14 protein-coding genes, 2 tRNA genes and 2 rRNA genes are annotated in these 17,259 nt (G+C 62.9%); 5 read left to right on the top strand and 13 right to left on the bottom strand.

What is annotated here, in order from left to right:
* Positions 1 to 22: 22 nt before the first annotated feature.
* Genes TCCBUS3UF1_RS09410 through TCCBUS3UF1_RS09400 form a run of 3 tightly spaced genes read right to left on the bottom strand, consistent with a single transcriptional unit; the run spans position 23 to position 1,825 of the window.
* Positions 23 to 646 (bottom strand): hypothetical protein, encoded by a 624-nt coding sequence (locus tag TCCBUS3UF1_RS09410; RefSeq protein ID WP_014516273.1) that lies wholly within the window; start codon positions 644 to 646, stop codon positions 23 to 25.
* Positions 634 to 825: a hypothetical protein gene (locus TCCBUS3UF1_RS09405; RefSeq protein ID WP_041433867.1), complete on the bottom strand. Its 192-nt coding sequence runs from the start codon at positions 823 to 825 to the stop codon at positions 634 to 636. Before TCCBUS3UF1_RS09405 ends, TCCBUS3UF1_RS09410 begins: the two co-directional genes overlap by 13 nt.
* A gap of 7 nt (positions 826 to 832) precedes the next feature.
* The gene (locus TCCBUS3UF1_RS09400) at positions 833 to 1,825 is read right to left on the bottom strand and encodes a polyprenyl synthetase family protein (protein ID WP_014516271.1); all 993 of its coding nucleotides are present in this window, start codon (positions 1,823 to 1,825) and stop codon (positions 833 to 835) included.
* A 17-nt stretch (positions 1,826 to 1,842) separates the two neighbouring features.
* Here TCCBUS3UF1_RS09400 and TCCBUS3UF1_RS09395 point away from each other — a divergent pair, with 17 nt between their 5' ends.
* Complete coding sequence (locus TCCBUS3UF1_RS09395) at positions 1,843 to 2,673, top strand: DMT family transporter (protein WP_014516270.1); 831 nt, start codon at positions 1,843 to 1,845, stop codon at positions 2,671 to 2,673.
* Here the strand turns inward: TCCBUS3UF1_RS09395 and moaA are convergent.
* The 4 genes from moaA to TCCBUS3UF1_RS09375 form a co-directional block, all read right to left on the bottom strand.
* Positions 2,651 to 3,628, bottom strand: a complete 978-nt coding sequence (gene moaA, locus TCCBUS3UF1_RS09390) for a GTP 3',8-cyclase MoaA (protein ID WP_014516269.1) — start codon at positions 3,626 to 3,628, stop codon at positions 2,651 to 2,653. The genes TCCBUS3UF1_RS09395 and moaA overlap by 23 nt on opposite strands.
* 92 nt (positions 3,629 to 3,720) lie before the next feature.
* Positions 3,721 to 3,796, bottom strand: a tRNA-Gly gene (locus TCCBUS3UF1_RS09385).
* Positions 3,797 to 3,806: 10 nt separating this feature from the next.
* Positions 3,807 to 3,923: ribosomal RNA gene (gene rrf / locus TCCBUS3UF1_RS09380) — 5S ribosomal RNA — on the bottom strand.
* An 84-nt stretch (positions 3,924 to 4,007) separates the two neighbouring features.
* A 23S ribosomal RNA gene (locus tag TCCBUS3UF1_RS09375) occupies positions 4,008 to 6,926 on the bottom strand.
* A gap of 191 nt (positions 6,927 to 7,117) precedes the next feature.
* Here TCCBUS3UF1_RS09375 and TCCBUS3UF1_RS09370 point away from each other — a divergent pair.
* Positions 7,118 to 7,194 (top strand) — tRNA-Ile (locus TCCBUS3UF1_RS09370).
* Positions 7,195 to 7,520: 326 nt separating this feature from the next.
* Here the strand turns inward: TCCBUS3UF1_RS09370 and TCCBUS3UF1_RS11900 are convergent.
* The 3 genes from TCCBUS3UF1_RS11900 to TCCBUS3UF1_RS12190 form a co-directional block, all read right to left on the bottom strand.
* Complete coding sequence (locus TCCBUS3UF1_RS11900; RefSeq protein ID WP_081477233.1) at positions 7,521 to 7,973, bottom strand: hypothetical protein; 453 nt, start codon at positions 7,971 to 7,973, stop codon at positions 7,521 to 7,523.
* Complete coding sequence (locus TCCBUS3UF1_RS12450) at positions 7,970 to 8,689, bottom strand: DUF433 domain-containing protein (protein WP_369791720.1); 720 nt, start codon at positions 8,687 to 8,689, stop codon at positions 7,970 to 7,972. The genes TCCBUS3UF1_RS11900 and TCCBUS3UF1_RS12450 overlap by 4 nt, the downstream gene beginning before the upstream one ends.
* A gap of 184 nt (positions 8,690 to 8,873) precedes the next feature.
* Positions 8,874 to 9,035 carry a nucleotidyltransferase family protein gene (locus TCCBUS3UF1_RS12190; RefSeq protein WP_014516267.1) on the bottom strand — a complete coding sequence of 54 codons (162 nt, stop codon included), beginning with the start codon at positions 9,033 to 9,035 and terminating at the stop codon, positions 8,874 to 8,876.
* A 310-nt stretch (positions 9,036 to 9,345) separates the two neighbouring features.
* Here TCCBUS3UF1_RS12190 and TCCBUS3UF1_RS09355 point away from each other — a divergent pair, with 310 nt between their 5' ends.
* Positions 9,346 to 10,566, top strand: a complete 1,221-nt coding sequence (locus tag TCCBUS3UF1_RS09355) for an IS256-like element ISTth4 family transposase (RefSeq protein WP_014514494.1) — start codon at positions 9,346 to 9,348, stop codon at positions 10,564 to 10,566.
* Between the two features lie 273 nt (positions 10,567 to 10,839).
* Here TCCBUS3UF1_RS09355 and TCCBUS3UF1_RS09350 read toward each other — a convergent pair whose 3' ends face one another.
* On the bottom strand, positions 10,840 to 11,835 hold the full coding sequence (locus TCCBUS3UF1_RS09350; RefSeq protein WP_014516266.1) for a transposase: 996 nt from the start codon (positions 11,833 to 11,835) through the stop codon (positions 10,840 to 10,842).
* A 1,574-nt stretch (positions 11,836 to 13,409) separates the two neighbouring features.
* Here TCCBUS3UF1_RS09350 and TCCBUS3UF1_RS11820 point away from each other — a divergent pair.
* Positions 13,410 to 14,405 (top strand): hypothetical protein, encoded by a 996-nt coding sequence (locus TCCBUS3UF1_RS11820; protein WP_155983290.1) that lies wholly within the window; start codon positions 13,410 to 13,412, stop codon positions 14,403 to 14,405.
* A 255-nt stretch (positions 14,406 to 14,660) separates the two neighbouring features.
* Here TCCBUS3UF1_RS11820 and TCCBUS3UF1_RS09345 read toward each other — a convergent pair whose 3' ends face one another.
* Both TCCBUS3UF1_RS09345 and sppA read right to left on the bottom strand, forming a co-directional pair.
* Positions 14,661 to 15,077, bottom strand: coding sequence for an RDD family protein (locus TCCBUS3UF1_RS09345; RefSeq protein ID WP_014516264.1), 417 nt, complete (start codon positions 15,075 to 15,077; stop codon positions 14,661 to 14,663).
* Positions 15,071 to 16,009, bottom strand: a complete 939-nt coding sequence (gene sppA / locus TCCBUS3UF1_RS09340) for a signal peptide peptidase SppA (RefSeq protein WP_014516263.1) — start codon at positions 16,007 to 16,009, stop codon at positions 15,071 to 15,073. Before sppA ends, TCCBUS3UF1_RS09345 begins: the two co-directional genes overlap by 7 nt.
* A 53-nt stretch (positions 16,010 to 16,062) precedes the next feature.
* Between sppA and TCCBUS3UF1_RS09335 the strand changes: the two genes are divergently transcribed.
* A complete protein-coding gene (locus TCCBUS3UF1_RS09335; protein ID WP_041433866.1) occupies positions 16,063 to 17,208 on the top strand; it encodes a class I SAM-dependent rRNA methyltransferase in 1,146 nt (381 codons plus the stop codon).
* Positions 17,209 to 17,259 lie beyond the last annotated feature (51 nt).

Raw genomic sequence — 17,259 nt, 5'->3', positions numbered from 1 at the left:
TACCTAACCCCGGTAGAGTATGTTAGCCCTTTCTTAGGTTCCCGTCAAGGGTTCCTCCCAACACCTCGGAAAGCGAATTTCCCGCCAGCAGGGCCTCGGCCAGGTGCCGGGCAAAGGGGGTTTGGGCGCGCGCCAGGGCCTTTCTGGCGGTTTCCCGCCCCTTGCCCCCGGGGCGGAACCCTTCCTGGGCCAGGGCGAGGAGGGCTAGGGCGGTGGCGGGGAAGGGGAGGGCGGCCCTTTCCAAGAGGCCCAGGCCTTCCCCGTAACGGTGGAGGGCCTCCCGGTAAGCCCCTCGGAGGAGGGCGAGGCTTCCCTCCTGGAAGGCTTGGGCTACCCGGAGAAGCCCCTTCCCTTCCAAGAGGGCTTCCTGGGCTTCCGCTGAGGCGTGGGCGGCCTCGAGGAGCCTTTCCCAGGCCAGCGCCCGTTCCTCCTGGGTCAGGAGGGGGGAGTAGTGTTCCTGGAAAAGGGGGGCGAACCAGGAAAGGCGCAAGGGGCTAACCAAGCGGAACGTCTCCCCCTGCACCTCCACCGCCTCCCCCAGGGCCTTCAGGAGGGGGACCAGCCGGGGAAAGCGGGCCCGCACCGCCTCCCGCTTGGCCTCCCCATGGAGGGCCAGGTAAAAGAGGAAGGCCCCTACTCCCGCCACGCCTCCACTTCCTTGTACTGCAAAAGGGCGGCGAAGAGGGGAGAGGGGCCTTCGGCCACGGAGAACTTCACCTCCACCAGCACCACGTTTTCCGGCAGGTCCTGGACGAAGCGGTTGAGGCGTTCTTGGAAAATGTCGGGATCGTTCCCGGTGATGAGCTTGAACCGTACGCCTTCCATGGCCCCATTATGCCCTGCGCTCCACCAGGGCATGGAGAAGGCCCTTGAGCCTTTCCACCGCTTCCTGGCAGGGCAGGGCGGCAAGCTGAGGCCAGAGGGCCTCCTGGCCCTGGGCCCAGAGTTTCCCGGCCTCGGCCTTGGCCCAGGCCACGGCCCCGGAGGCCAGAAGCCTTTCCCAAAGCCAGCGCACCTCCCCCTCGGGCTTCGCCTCCCGGGGGAGGGACAGGAGGGCTTCCGCCCGGCGGCGCTCCTCGGGGGAGGAGGTCTGTAGGAAGCGGATGAGGATCAAGGTCCGCTTGCCCTCGTAGAGGTCCCCTGCGGGTTCCTTGCCGTAGCCTTCGCCGCCCTCGAGGTTCAGCACGTCGTCCACGATCTGGAAGGCCACCCCGAGCCTCACCCCCCCCTCCTCGTAGGCCGGAGGGGGCTCCTGCCCGGCCAGCAGGGCCCCAAGCCGCAAAGGGGCCACGGCGGTGTAGTAGGCGGCCTTGTGGGCCACCATCCGGACGTAGTCCTCCGGGGTGAGGTCCAGCCGGCCCGAGAGGGTCCAAAGGAGGTCCAGGTGCTGGCCGTAGGCCGTGCGGCGCACCACCTGGTGGAACTCCTCCAGGACTCTGGGGGAGAGGTGGCCTTCCCTTAGGCCTTGCACCAAGAGGCCCCACATCTCCCCGTGCAGGGCATCCCCGGCGTTGAGGGCCAGGGGCATGGGGTGGAGGCGGTGGAGGGCGGGGGCACCGCGGCGCTCCTCGGAGCCGTCCTCAATGTCGTCGTGGATCAGCACCCAGTTCTGGAAAAGCTCCAGGGCAATCCCGGCCCAAAGGGCCCCTTCCCATGGGGCCCCGTGGGCCAAGGCCGCATATACCGTGAGGAGGCCCCGGAGCATCTTTCCTCCCCGGCGGGGGTAGTTTTGCAGGAGGTCTTGGTAGCTGGGGTCGGGGTGGTGAAGGTGGGCGAGGAGGCCCGCTTCCAGGGCCTGGCGCACCTCGGGTGGGGTGGGCACCATGCTATACACTTTAGGCCATGCGCGGCTACGCCCTGGGCCTGTTGGCCCTCAACCTCTTGACCCTGCTCTGGGGGACCACCTTTGTGGTGGTGAAGGGGGCGGTGGCGGAGATGCCGCCAAGCCTCCTGGTCTTCCTGCGCTTCCTCCTGGCTAGCCTTTTCTTCCTGCCCTGGGCCTTCCGTCTGCCCCGGGGGGTGTGGGGCCCTGGGCTGGAGCTGGCCTTCTGGCTCCTTCTGGGCTATGCCTCCCAGGCGGTGGGCCTCCTTTACACCTCTGCCAGCCGCAGCGCCTTCATCACCGCCCTCAACGTGGTCCTGGTCCCCTTGCTCTTGAGCCTGGTGGGAAGGAGGGTGCCTGGGGTGTGGCTTGCCGCCCTCCTGGCCCTTTTGGGGGTGGGGCTCCTCTCCTACGACCCCCGCCAGCCCCCCTTGAACCTGGGCGACCTCTGGACCCTCCTCACCGCCCTGACCTATGCCCTGTACATCGTGCGCCTCGAGGTCCACGCCAAGGCCTTTCCCGCCCTGCCCCTCACCGTCGTCCAGGTCTTTGGCACCGCCTTTTTGGCCCTGCCCTGGACCCTGGCCGAGGGGGTGCGCCTGGAGGGCGTGCCCTGGGGAGCGGTCCTCTACCTGGGGGTGATGGCCACCGCCCTCACCACCTGGCTGCAGACCTGGGGACAGCGGTATGTGCCGGCGCCCCAGGCGGCTATCCTCTACACCTTGGAGCCCGTCTGGGCCACCCTCTTCGCCTTCTTGCTCCTGGGGGAAAGGCTAGGCCTTTCGGGCCTCCTGGGGGCTTCGCTGGTCCTTCTCGCCACCTTCCAGGCTATCCGCCGATCCCCAGCATGACCCGCTTCCGCAGGGTGGGCAGGGTGTTGCCAAAGGCGGGTTTGCGGTTGGTGGCGATGAGGATGGCGTCCACCAGAGCCTCCACCGGCTCCTTGGCGGCGAAGGCCCAGGCGATGTCCATCTCCAGGTCCGTCAGCAGGCAGGGCCTAAGCTTTTTGTCCGAGGTCAGACGCAGGCGGGAGCAGTGGGTGCAGAAGGGCTCGGTGACGGGGTTGATGAAGCCCAAGGTCCCTTGGGCCCCCGGGACCCTGAAGACCCGGGCCGGGGAGGTGGGGTCGTGGGGAACCGGCTCCAGGGGGCCAAAGACCGCCTCGATCCGCCCCCTGGTCTCCGACCCAGGGACGAAGCGGCGGCGGTACTCCTCGGGATCGGAGTTGTCCAGGTGCATGTACTCAATGAAGCGTACGTGCAGGGGGCGGTCCAGGGAGAGACGGGCCAAGGGGACCACCTCCTCCTCGTTCATCCCGCGGATGACCACGGCGTTCAGCTTCACGGGGTGGAGGCCCAGCTCCAAGGCAGTTTCTATAGCTTCCAAGACCCGTTCCACCTTCCCCCCGCGGGTGATCCGGGTGAAGACCTCGGGGGTGATGGCGTCCAGGGAGATGTTCACCCGGTTAAGCCCGGCAGCCACCAGTTCCTTGGCCCTTTTGGGAAAGAGGAGGCCGTTGGTGGTGATGGCCACGTCCTCAATGCCCTCCTTGCTCCGGGCCCGCTCGATCATCCGCGGCAGCTCCTTGCGCACCAGGGGCTCCCCGCCCGTAAAGCGGACCGCGGAAAGGCCCAGCAAGGAGGCGGCCTCGAGGAAGTGCTCCACCTCCTCCACGGTCAAGGTGCCCGGAGGCTCGGCCATCTCCAGGCCCAAGGGATGGCAGTACAGGCAGTGCAGGTTGCACCGGGGGGTGACGGAGATGCGCAGGTCCTTGATGATGCGCCCGTAGTTGTCCAAAAGCTTCATCTTTCCCCCTTTGCGGACTATACTACCCGCCTCCTTGCCCCACAAGGTGGCCAAAAAGACAAACCCCCCGGCATGGTGCCGGGGGGCCAGGCTGGAGCGGGAGACGGGACTTGAACCCGCGACCCCGACCTTGGCAAGGTCGTGCTCTACCGACTGAGCTACTCCCGCAAGGAAAAATCCCCCGCACCGACCTACTCTCCCAGGACCCTGCGGTCCCAGTACCATCGGCGCTGGCGCGTTTCACTTCCGTGTTCGGAATGGGAACGGGTGGTTCCACGCCGCTATGGGCACGGGGGATTCTCGTGTTTTGCTTTTCAAAATCCCCGCACCGCCCTTGGGGGCGGGGGATCCCGGCTGGGGTGGCGCCATCAGGGCCATAAGGGTCAAGACCTCGGACGATTGGGACCGGTCGGCTCAACGCCTCGCGGCGCTTACACCCCCGGCCCATCCACCGGGTGGTCTTCCCGGGTCCTTACCGGCTTTACACCGTGGGAGGCCTCATCTTGGGGCAGGTTTCCCGCTTAGATGCTTTCAGCGGTTATCCCTCCCGCACATGGCTACCCAGCCTATGCCCCTGGAGGGACAGCTGGGAAACCAGAGGTGCGTCCCTTCCGGTCCTCTCGTACTAGGAAGAGCCCCCCTCAAGCCTCCTGCGCCCGTGGCGGATAGAGACCGAACTGTCTCACGACGTTCTGAACCCAGCTCGCGTGCCGCTTTAATGGGCGAACAGCCCAACCCTTGGGACCTTCTTCAGCCCCAGGATGCGACGAGCCGACATCGAGGTGCCAAACCTCCCCGCCGCTGTGGACGCTCGGGGGAGATCAGCCTGTTATCCCCGGGGTAACTTTTATCCGTTGATCGATGGCCCTTCCACACGGAACCACCGGTTCACTAGGCCCGGCTTTCGCCCCTGCTCGGCTTGCAGGCCTCACAGTCAGGCTCCCTTCTACCCTTGCGCTCTCCGGCGGATTTCCGTCCCGCCTGAGGGAACCTTTGGGCGCCTCCGTTACCCTTTAGGAGGCGACCGCCCCAGTCAAACTGCCCGCCAAGCGCTGTCCCCAATCCCTTGGGTTAGGCCCCCAGCCGCATCAGGGTGGTATTTCACCGGCGCCTCCACCGCCCCCGAAAGGGCGGCTTCACAGGCTCCCACCTATCCTACGCAGACGCGACCAAGAGCCAACACCAGGCTGCAGTAAAGCTCCACGGGGTCTTTTCGTCCTGCCACGGGTAGGCCGCATCTTCACGGCCAGTTCAATTTCACCGGGTCCCTCGCCGAGACAGCGCTCCGGTCGTTACGCTTTTCGTGCAGGTCGGAACTTACCCGACAAGGAATTTCGCTACCTTAGGACCGTTATAGTTACGGCCGCCGTTCACCGGGGCTTCGGTTCAGGGCTTGCACCCCTCCCCTTGACCTTCCGGCACCGGGCAAGCGTCGCTCCCTATACCTCCTCTTACGAGTTCGCAGAGAGCTGTGTTTTTGGTAAACAGTCGCCAGAGCCTGTTCACTGCGGCTCCCCTAGGGCGCCCAAAGGACGCCCCGAAGAGCACCCCTTCTCCCGAAGTTACGGGGCTAACTTGCAGAGTTCCTTGGCGAGGGTTCTCCCGCGCGCCTTAGTGCTCTCGCACCCGCCCACCTGTGTCGGTTTCCGGTACGGGTTCCCGTGGGTTGTGCTTAGAGGCTTTTCTTGGCTCCCTGGCTTCGGAGGGTTGTCACCCTTACGGGCTTCCCCACCACGCAGAGCTTCTGGGAAGCGGATTTGCCTACCTCCCACCCTGCGCTTCTGGCCGGGCTCAGCCATGGCTCCGGTCCCCCTAGCCTAGAGCGTCCCCCCATCGCACCCACGGGAAGGGCCGGAATATTAACCGGCTGCCCTTCGGCTACGCCTCTCGGCCTCACCTTAGGTCCCGCCTAACCCTACGCTGACGACCATTGCGTAGGAACCCTTGGGCTTACGGCGACAGGGATTCTCACCCTGTTTATCGTTACTCATGCCGGCATTCGCACTTCCCTTACCTCCAGCCGCCCTCGCGGGTCGGCCTTCATCGGCATCGGGAACGCTCCCCTACCGCCTGAGGGTTGCCCCCCAGACCCGCAGCTTCGGCGCTGGGCTTAAGCCCCGATCATTTTCGGCGCAGCGTCACTCGACCAGTGAGCTATTACGCACTCTTTAAAGGATGGCTGCTTCTAAGCCAACCTCCTGGCTGTCTCAGCGACGCCACATCCTTTCCCACTTAGCCCAGACTTCGGGACCTTAGCTGGCGGTCTCGGTTGTTCCCGCGCTTGGACGCGGACGTTATCGCTCGCGCCCTCACTCCCAGGCTCCACCTGGGACCCTTCGGAGTTTGACAGGGTTTGGTAGGCTGGTGGGCCCCCTAGCCCTATCAGTGCTCTACAGGCCCCAGTCAGCACCTGAGGCTGACCCTAAAGTCATTTCGGGGAGAACCAGCTATCTCCGGGTTCGGTTAGCTTTTCACTCCTAACCCCAGCTCATCCGAGGGGTTTGCATCCCCCACCGGTTCGGGCCTCCACTGGGTTTCACCCCAGCTTCACCCTGGCCAGGGCTAGCTCACCCGGTTTCGGGTCCACGGCCGCGGACTGCGCGGGCCGCACGCGGCCCGCCTCCGCCCTTTTCGGACTCGGTTTCCCTACGCCTCCGCCTCCTCGGCTTAAGCTCGCCCACGACCGTGAGTCGCCGGCTCATGCTTCAATAGGCACGCCGCAACCCGCAAAGGGGCCGCGACTGCTTGTAAGCCCACGGTTTCAGGCTCTATTTCACTCCCCTCCCGGGGTTCTTTTCACCTTTCCCTCACGGTACTGGTTCACTATCGGTCACCCGGAGTACTTAGCCTTAGGCGGTGGTCCGCCCAGATTCCCCCATGGCTCCACGAACCACAGGGTACTCGGGTACCCTCACCTATCCCTTAAGCCTTTCGCCTACAGGGCTTTCACCTTCTCTGGCGCTGCTTCCCAGCAGCTTCGGCTAGACCAGGGATTCGGTATCCGAGGGCCCCACAACCCCGCCCGGACAAGCCGGACGGTTTAGGCTCTTCCCCTTTCGCTCGCCGCTACTCAGGGAGTCGCTTTCGCTTTCCTCTCCTCTGGGTACTGAGATGTTTCAGTTCCCCAGGTTCCCCCCGCCAAACGGCGGTGACCTGTGTTCCCACAGGCCGGGTTCCCCCATTCGGACATCCAGGGATCTATGCCCGCTACCGGCTCCCCCTGGCTTATCGCAGGTAGCCACGTCCTTCATCGGCTCGGGTGCCAAGGCATCCACCGTGGGCCCTTAGCATCTTGACCCTACAGAGCCGCACTGCCGTACGGCTCACAACCGCATCACTCGCCACCCCAGCTTTCAAGATCCCCCGCCGCCTCCCAGGCAGCGCAAAGAAAAAACTACCAGACCTAAAGACCCCTGTCAAGGGGGGAGGAGGCTTAGAGGGTCTCTTGACGGAAAGCCCGCCTCTAGCTAAGCTAATCTTTGCGTGCGGGGGCGATTAGCTCAGCTGGTCAGAGCGCACGCCTGATAAGCGTGAGGTCGGTGGTTCAAGTCCACCATCGCCCACCACGATGCAAAGCCAAAACTCCCCGCCTTGGAAGCAAGGCGGGGAGGGTTTTTACGGCAGTTTCTACGGCAGTTGAGGATGTATGTCCCTGACCTCTCCCTCTCCTCTCCCAGTTGTGCTGAGGTCAGTTGGAGAATCCGCGAAGACAAGCATGAGGCACCTCCTTGATGGCTAGGGCTGGCCTATATCCGGAAACTAACGGAGACTGTTCAACGCAGTTCACAGCCACGGGCAAGGTTTCCAAGGTGCTAAGAAGCAATCGCATGCTGTGGGGCTCCAAATTTCACCCCCGCCATCCCAATTCGGTTCTTCGTACCTCATCCTGAGATTAGGTGTCGGATCCGAGCTTCAAAGGAAAGAGTTGGTACCTCCTGCTCCCTCGCTTTTTTGGGTCTACACTGAAGCGGATCACAAAGGGCGCAGAGGTTTGCTCTAGGAAACGAGTGACCTTTCCCTGGGCTTGGGCAAACTCCTCTGCTAGGAGCAGAAGCCAGCCACGTTCCGGTTGCTTGGGCTGAGTGAAGAGGATAACCCTGGCGCCGAATGAGCGAAGGATAGTCCTTTCCACTGGACGGTAGCGGAGTTGGGCATCAAGGGTGAGGATCACCCATCCTTGAGCGCTGACCTGAGGAATCCACTCCTCATCGGGAGTGTCGGGAGAAAAAAGCTCATCATGGGCCTTGATCTCAAGCCCTAGCTCTCGTAAACGCTGGGGAAATCCCTTGCCTAGGTTGCGGTCGCAAAAGAAAATCGGTTGGCCAGGGGCTGCTTCGGGGTTCATGCCGCGTAGGTATCTGCACCCATGCCCTCAAATACCAACGCCTCCCTCACCTCTTCCTTCCCCAGACCGTAATCCTCTGCGATCTCCTCCAAACCTTCTCCGGCGTTGAAGCGCAGGGCAATGACCGAGGTCTTCACCCCACGTACGGTAGGGGCTCCAAAGGCTACCCTTGGGTCCAGAACTACCTTCTCGCCCCGTAGCCGGGTCCCAACAGCGGGGTGGAAGCGCAGGGGGATGCCCTGTTCGTCCCTGTCCACACGGGAAAGGTAGCTTTCCAACACCTCCTGCAAGGCCAACTGCCCAGCCCGGGTCAGGGCCAGAAGCTCTTTCCCTTGCCTCAAAAAAACGTCACCCAACCCTGCTTCCAAGTCCAGGAGGAGAGGCCTAGGTTTCCCCAAGGCTTCCTTGGCGTAGTCAATCATCCTGCGGATACGTTGCATGGGGATCCGGTGGATCTGGCGCAGGGCTGCCAGGACATTGGCCTCCACAAGGTTGAAGAAGGAGAGCTGCGACCCGTTGCCGGGTGTCTCTATTAGGGGCAGGGACCTTTCCTGTCCTCCCGCCTTCGGATAGGTCCGGCCCCTGATCCAGGAGCGTAGGGTAGACTCCGATAGACCCAGATAACGGGCTGCTTCTCGAAGAGAGTAGAGGGGGCGGTCCCTAGGGTCTGGGGCCAGGAGAGGGGAGTGGTTTTGGGCGGCCCTACTCGCCTTCATGAGGCTTAGTTTAACTCAGGAACAGGGTTGCCAAGGCTAGCTTCGCCTAGTACCCTATCACGGAGGATGGGTTTCAAGCCGCTCCGCGGGACCAGGCCCACGGGACGGCCCAAGAGCTCGGACAGCTCCCGTGCCATCCGGGCCAGGGTCAGGAAGCCCACGGCGGCCTCGAGTTCAAACTCCACTAGACGGGTTCAAACTCTACCAGGAGGTCCACGTCGCTTTGGGGCCCAAGCTCCCCCCTGGCCGCCGAACTGAAGAGGGAAAGCCGCTTCACCCGATAGCGGCGGCAGAGGGCCTGTAGCTCGGTCTCGGGTAGGGGGAGAGGTGACGCCAATGGCTCCATGGCCTTCCCCTAGCGTAACCCCTCTTCCCAAGGCTGGGCGCTACCCTGGGTTCTGGCTGGGTAGCTGAACACCAGGATGGATCTCGGGCTTCAGCAAGCTCTGCCTGGATTTTCGTGGAGGCTTAAGGGGCTTGTGCGGCGCCCACATTCACGCTATGCTGAGCATGAACAAAGGCCGGGGCACACCCTCTACTCCCAGAGGGTTCTCGAGCTTTGTTAATAGGGATCTTCTCTTCGAGAACCTGGCAAAGTTGAGGGGCGCGTAGGGCGGCTCAAGGCTGGTCGTGTAAGGATTTATGTGTAAGGGTCCGTGTTTAATAGGGGGGCACACCTTAGCACGAGGAGGTGCCCCGTGGACCAGGATACCTTGCGGATCTTGCTGAGGGAAGCGGTGCGGGAGACAGTAGCCGAGGTTCTGCAGACGGTTCTGGAGCTGGACCGGACGGCCTTCTTGCAGGTGCACGGAGGCCGCAGGAACGGCTACTACCCCCGCAAGCTGGAGACCACCTTCGGCCAGGTGGACCTGAAGGTCCCTAGGGATCGGGAATCTCGGTATTACCCGGCTTTCCTTAAGCCCTACGTCCGCCGCCTGGTGGACGTGGGGGAAGTGGCGGTAGCCCTTTACGCCGCCGGGGTCAGTCAGCGCAAGGCGGCCGAGATACTGAGCCTGCTCTTAGGCCACCGCTACTCCCACGAGACCCTGAGCGCCCTGACGGACGAGGTCCTGGAGGCGGCAGGAGCCTTCCGCACCCGGCCTTTGCCCGAGGAGATGGCCTTCGTCTACCTGGACGGGCTTTCCCTAAAGGTCTTCAGGGAAGGAGAAGGGATCGTACGGGAAAGCGTGTATGTGGCCCTGGGCATCGCCCCTAATGGGGAGAGGCGGGTCCTGGGGTTTTGGCTGTTGCCCACGGAGAGCGCCCTGGGATGGGAGGGGGTCCTGGGGGAGCTTTGGCAGCGGGGCCTGCGGCGGGTATTGCTCTTCATCACCGACGGGCTGCCCGGGCTTCCTGAAGCGATCCGCAGGGTCTACCCTCAGGCGGAATGGCAGCGGTGCGTGGTGCACGGGGTGCGGTGGAGCCTGTCCCAGGTGCGGGCGCGGGACCGGGGCCTGCTGGCGGAGGACCTGAGGCGGGTGTACGGGGCGGAGAGCCGGGAAGAAGCTCTTGGGGCCTTGGAGGAGGTGAAGGCCGCCTGGGGTTCGCGGTACCCGGGGGTGGTGGGGCTTTGGGTACAGGATTCGGGGGCCTTCCTGCGGTTCTACGGGTACCCCAAGGTGCTTTGGCCGTACCTGCGGAGCACCAACCTGATGGAGCGGTTTATCCGGGAAGTGCGGCGGGGGACGAAGGTGCGGGACCACAAGTTTCCTAAGGAAGAGGCGGTGTACAAGCTTCTTTACCTGGAGTCGGAGAGGCAGGAAGGGAGGTGGGCAGAACGGAAACTAAAGGGGTTCTCGGAGGTGAAGGAGGTGCTGGAGAAGATGCTTCAGGAGCGGTATGCCCCCCGTACACAGACTCTTACACATAACTCTTGACACGACCCAAGGCTGGGGGATAAACAGTCCTACTTCTTTAGGAAGATGCCAGTCGAGATACCTATCCAGCGGGAAACCTTGGATTGGGCTATGCGGAGAGCGGGCCTAAAGGTTTCTGATCTAGCCCAGGCTCTTGGGGTGAAGGCAGAAAGGGTTGAGAAGTGGCTTTCTGGGGAGGAATTTCCTAGCTATCCTCAAGCTCTCAAACTGGCCGAGAAGCTCTATCTCGGGCTGGCCCACCTTCTTTTGCCCCCGCCTGAGACACAACTGCCCCTATTGGACTTCCGCCGAGGGGTACAGAGGGATAGGGGTAGAGAGCCCAGAGAGCCCTCCCCAGAACTTTTGGAAATGAGCCAGCAGGTAGGCCAGGAGGGAAAGCACCAGAAAACGGTGCACCCCCAAAGCCGTCCGCTGCCCAAACTGACCCAGGGAGAACTCGCTTTTCATGGCCTTGAAGAAGTGCTCGATGCTAAACCGCCGCCTCCCCCACACCAGCAGGGTGCGCGGGCTGGCGGGAAAGGTAGCCACCCCATACCGCCACTCCCATCCCCCACCGGGCAGAGGGTAGCGGTAGCGGAAGGCCCAAAGGGGGAAAGAAACCCCCCGCAGGTGGACCCGACTCCCCTGGCGTCTGAGGTCCGCAAGCCTCTCCCCTCCCCAGAGCCTCCGGTCCCGCCGCATCCCTACCACCGCCTCCAATCCCAGCTCCCTGACCCCCCGCAAAAACCGGATGGTGCCGAATGCGGTATCGGCCACCACCCGCACCCGGAAGGCCTTCCGCATCCAAGGGGGCAGGGAGGCTAAGAGCCTGAGGGCCAGGAGGGAGAGGCTCTTTTCCCCCTTGCCCCGCCATACGCGGTAGCTCCAGGGGATGCGGAGCTCGCCGTGGACCAGGTAGACCACCCCCAGGTGGAGGCCCCACTTGCCGTGGAAGAAGGAGAGAGGCAGGGCCCTGAAGAGGCCCCGCTTCTCCAGGGTGACCAGGTCCAGGACCACCAGGAGCCTGGGCTTGGGACCCCGTCTGGGCCTGGCGCGGTCCAGGGCCCTTTCCGCCTCCCTTCGGGCGAGGCGGATGAGGGTGCGGGTGGGCCAGGCATACCGGTTGAAGAAGCGGGAGAGGGCGGAGGCGGACTTGGTCTGGCTGTGCTGGGGTCTGGCTTTGCCGTGGCCCTGCAAAAGCAGGAGGAGGAGGGCTTTGAGGGACTCCTGGAGGTGGGGGCTTGGCAGAAGGGCTAGGATGGCCGAGAGTAGGTACTGGGCTGTGGGCATGGCACCCGTCATCAGACGGGAAACCCGCAGCCCTTTTCAAGTGCCCCGGTTGCATAGGGTTGAGAGGGAATGGATAAGTGCAAGTTTTGAGTAACGCTACTCCACTGCTAGAGGCTGGGTTGACTTTAGGGGGGAGTCCAGATTAGCCTTAAAGTGGGGATATGTCTATCAGCCGGGGTTTACACACACACGCTTTGTGGAGGTGTGCTTTTGCGCTCACACTAGCTTCCCTCCTGGCAGCCTGCACCCAGTCTTCTCCAGCATCCTCCCCTAGCTTTTCCATTTCGGTCAATCCCACCTCGTTGGTCATACCTCAAGGGGAGAGCCGTCAACTGGTGCTAGCCATTGCTCCCAAAAATGGCTTTAGTGGAGAAGTTTTTCTCATTCTGAGAGATGCTCCCCTGGGCGTTGCCCTCACACCCAACTCTGTGCAGCTTTCCTCCGGCGGGGTTTTGCAGACCACCCTCACCCTGGTTGTCCTTTCTAGTGCACCGACAGGTACTTACTCCGTGAGGCTAGAAGCGCGCTCTGGAACGGTCAGCGATGCGGTGGATTTACGCATCACTGTGGCCTCTAAAGACGGCAACCTACCGTCTCCTGACTTTGCCATCCGCCTTGAACCAGATGATCTTTCCGTGCCTCAAGGAGGTAGGGTACAGGCCCAACTTACCCTTACCCCCTTGGGAGGATTTGCTGGAGAGGTTCACCTTGAACTCATAGGGGCTCCTTCTGGCATACTCCTTTCTCCTGACCGCCTCGTCGTGTCTGGTCCAACTCCTGTCCAGCAAGTATTGACCTTTTCTGCGGCCCAGACCCTTCAGCCCGGAAGGTATACTCTTTCTCTTCGCGCAGTTTCCCCTGACCGGAACATAGCTCGAAGCGCGTCTTTAAGCTTAACGGTTACCTCCCCTGCCCAACCTAACTTCACTATTGCCCTAGAGCCCAGGTCCTTAAGCCTAGTCCAAGGCCAGTCCGGACAGCTCCAACTTACTGTCAACCCTTCCGGCGGCTTCAGCGGGTCCATCGAATTGAGCGTTCAAGGAGCACCAGGCGGCGTCACCCTTCAGCCTGAGCGCGTGAATGTGGGCACAACCCCCTCAAGGTACACGCTTACCCTTCAGACCGAGAGCACTACCCCGCCAGGGATGTACGTCCTAACCCTAAGAGCTGCTTCTGGGTCTTTAATCCGTACTGAAAGTTTACAACTCACTATCAACCAGGCCATGTCACCTGGCCAGCCTAGAGTCTGGTACTACCGCCCAGAGCAATTTCAGGGGGGCGTCCTGACCGTTCAAGTTTCCTCTCCTGGACAGAACCTCCTTATGGCCCTAACTCCGAACATGGTCTTCTCAGAGGCTATACAGTCCAACCAGGACTACTGGGATACCGTTTTCAACGTGCGAATAGAGCGTGGGGGATTTCCGGCGAGCAGCTTAACACCTCATAACTTGCCTTCCCCAACTACCTTTGCCCCAGAGAGATGGGGCAGCCCCTACCAGGCACCCCCTAGGTCACCCCAACAGAGGCGCCCTTTCAGGGTGTATGTGGAGGGAGGGTACGTGGATACCGAGGGCGTGTTGGCCTACGAGGGGGAGAGTTTCCTCTTCTATGAGGAGGCCTCACCGTCTGGTGGACCGCACCCCAGGTGCTTCACATCCGAGCAGTACCAGAGGATAGAAGCCAACACCCTACCCGTATACCGAGAGCTGGTTCGGCTGATGGGGGAACCTCCGGATTTTGACGGTAACCGCAGGGTTATTGTCTACCTAAGCACAACCATAGCGCAGAGTTGGGGGCTTGGGTTTGCCTTCTTCTCTTCAAGCGATCTGCACCCTTCAAACCCCAACCGCTCGGAGATAGTCTATTTCCCTTGTGCCCAGGGGTCGGGGACGGACTATCTTGTTTCCACTTGGTTCCCCCGAAACATCATCCACGAGACCATCCACCTCCTTCAGGCAGCCCACGCCTATAGGAGAAACGCTCCTCAAAGCATCCACGACTCTTACGTAGGGTTCCTCTCTGAAGGGCAGGCAGAGCTATTCCGTCTCAAAAGGGTGGGTTCGGATGCGGCGATGGGGGTAGAAGAGCGTTGGAGGGATATCGCGCAGTGTCTGACGTCTCAACCCCAGGGCACCTTATATCTGAACGGTTGCTTCTACACCTATTCTAGCCTCTGGCACTACTGGATGCACCTGAGGCATGGCGAGGGATATGAGCAACGTCTGATCGAAGCGGTCTACCAGAGCAGGCAGAGGCCTGAACTCAGCCCCCACCAGAGACTTGTTGGTCTCGCGGAACCCCTCACCCTAACCCTAACCCACCTTTCCCTGGCCTTGGACGATACCCCGGCTGGAGTTTCTTTGGGTCTCCACTTCCCAAGGGATAGCGTCCTTGCCTCAACAGGTATATCCCAGATACCTGCCCTTAGCCTCCAAACCGGGTCCATTTCCCTGAACCTCAGATACCTGGAGTCAGCCTTGGTCTGGCTACCTTCCTATCAAGCAGGAGAAAGCATTCGTGTGGTTTTGGATAACCCCAGGGGGCTTTACCTTGTTCTCGTAACCTGGTGATAGCTTGTCAGCCCATGGGATTGCTACAAGGGATGTGTGTGGTGTGTGCACGTGGGTACTACGGCAGTTATTACTGCAGTTGGGTTCGGAAATACCCGGAAAGACCTATGCTATACCGGAAGTAAGTGACGATACAGAAGGGACTTCCCGTAAGCCCTCACAGAATAACGGAACCCTTCTAAATGCCTGATAAGCGTGAGGTCGGTGGTTCAAGTCCACCATCGCCCACCAAAGGGGCCCCGGTAAATCCGGGGCCTAGGCGTTTTCTTGGCCCAACCGCACCACCAGGGTGTCGGCGATCAGGTCGTGCCAGGCTTGGCGCCGAGGGTGGAAGAAGGCCCAGAGGTAGCCGAGAAGGAGGGGAAGGGTGGAGAGGGTTTTGCCCACCACTTCCCGCATGAGGGCGGTGGTCCAGTCCATGGGTTGGCCATCGGTGCGCACCACCCGAAGCCCCAGGAGCATCTTTCCCGGGGTGGCCCCGTAGAGGGCGGTGAAGGCGGTGTAGTAGGCCCAGCTGGGGAGCCAGTTGAAAAGCAGATCGTCCCAGAACCCTGGGGCTCCCTCCAGGGGAGGGATGCCCGCGAGCGCCAGGAGGAAAAGGCTAAGGGGCACCAGGATGAGGCCGTCCATGAGGGAGGCCGCCAAGCGGCGCCAGGGGCTGGCGATCACCATAGACCCCCTCCGGGGTAACGGTATTCCAGGCGGAAGCGGCTCCTTTCCAGAAGCCCCCAAAGGGCCTGGGTCTCCCCCCCGGCCAGGCTGAGGGGAAGGCTATCCCCCAAAAGCCCCTCGAGGAGCCCCTTGGGCTTGCGGTAGCGCACCAGGCGGAAGGTTTTGAGACCAGCCAGTTCCGCAGCCCGGCTGGCCGCGTCCTCCAGATAACCTTCCCGGTCGGCCAGACCTAGGGCCACGGCTTGTTTCCCGGAATAAATCCGCCCATCGGCCAAGGTGCGCACCTTCTCCAGGGGCAGGTTCCGTCCTTCCGCTACCCGGCGCAGGAAGAGCTCGTAGGCCTCCCGCATATAGCCCTGGAGGACGGTTCGCTCCTCGGGGGTGAGGGGCTTGAGGCCGGAGGCCATGTCCTTGAGCTTCCCTTCCTTGAGCACCTCCACCCTTATTCCCAGCTTTTCCAGGAGTCCCTCTACCTCGGGGATGACGGAGATGACCCCGATGGAGCCGGTGAGGGCGGTGGGGGGGGTAACGATCTCCCGCGCCGCCAGGGCCACGTAGTACCCCCCGCTAGCGGCCACCGAGCCGAAGGCGGCCACCAGGGGCTTGGCCTGGGCCAGGGCCTTGAGGGCCCGATGGAGGGCCTCGGTTTCCGTGACCCCGCCCCCGGGGCTTTCCACGTGCAGGACGGCGGCCTTGATGCCCGGGTCCTTCTGGGCCTGGCGGATCTGGGAAAGAAGGTCTTCTAGGGCCTTGCCCGTGGGAATGCTGCCCGAAAGCTCGAGGAGGAGAACCCTTTCCCCTTGGCCGTAGACCGGGGTTTCCCGCCAGACCGCCTCCCCTTCCTGGGGCCGGGTGAGGCGGCCCACCCCCACCAGGGCCAGGGCCACCACCAGGAGGAAGAGGAAAAGGGCCAGCCAGCGCTTTCGGTTCATGGGAGGAGCATACCACGGGGCCTTCGGGCTGGGGTTGGGGGTAAGCTGGAGGGGTGTTGCGGCTGGTGGTGCGCCCGGGTAAGGAGCGCAAGCTGAAAAATTTCTACCCGAACCTCTATCGGGACGAGATCTTGGAGGCCCCAGGGGAGGCGGGCGTGGCCGAAGCGGTGACCGAGGACGGGGAGGTCCTGGCTGTGGGCTATTTTGACCCCCATTCCCGGGTGCCCTTCCGCGCCTACCGCTTTGACCGGGGCCCCTTGGACCGCCGTTTTTTCCTGGGGCGTTTCCAGCGCGCCTTGCGCAAGCGGGAGGGTCTGGGCCCCAACCACCGCCTGGTCCACGGGGAGGCGGATGGGCTTCCGGGCCTAGTGGTGGACCGCTTCGGCGGGGTCCTGGTCCTCCAGGTGCGCACCCGGGGGATGGAGGCCCTGCGGGAGGTTTGGCTTCCCCCCCTGCTGGAGGCGGTGAATCCCCAAGGGGTCTACGAGCGGAGTGACGTGGAGGCCAGGCGGCAGGAAGGCCTGCCTGAGCGGGTGGGGGTGGTCTTTGGGGAGGTACCCGAGGTCTTGGAGGTGGAGGAGGACGGGCTCACCTTTCCCATTCCCCTGGCCCTGGCCCAGAAGACGGGCTTCTACCTGGACCAGCGGGAAAACCGCCGCCTCTTGGAGGCCATGGTGCGGCCCGGGGAGCGGGTCCTGGACGTGTTTAGCTACGTAGGGGGCTTCGCCTTGCGGGCTGCCCGTAAGGGGGCCTACGCCTTGGCGGTGGACAAGGACCTCGAGGCCCTGGCGGTTCTGGACCGGGCCGCCCTTCGCGCCGGCCTGAGGGTGGACATCCGCCAAGGGGAGGCTCTGGCCGTTCTCAAAGGGCTGGAAGGCCCCTTCCACTACGTCCTCCTGGACCCGCCCACCTTGGTGAAGCGCCCCGAAGAACTTCCCCCCATGAAGCGCCACCTGGTGGACCTGGTGCGGGAGGGCCTGCGCCTTCTGGCCCCTGGCGGCTATCTTTGGCTTTCCGCCTGCAGCTACTACCTCAAGGTGGAAGACCTGTTGGAGGTGGCCCGGCGGGCGGCGGCGGACCGGGGGGCCCGCCTGCGGGTCCACGCCCTCACCCACCAGCCCCAGGACCACCCCTGGAGCCTGCACGTTCCCGAAAGCCTTTACCTCAAGACCCTGATCCTCCAGGAAGACGCCCTTTGAGCCTCCCCCCTGTACCTCCCTGTATGATGGGGAGGAAGCACCCTTGGGGTG

The sequence above is a fragment of the Thermus sp. CCB_US3_UF1 genome (genome assembly GCF_000236585.1).
Taxonomy (GTDB): domain Bacteria; phylum Deinococcota; class Deinococci; order Deinococcales; family Thermaceae; genus Thermus.
This window is presented reverse-complemented; position numbering and strand designations above follow the sequence as displayed.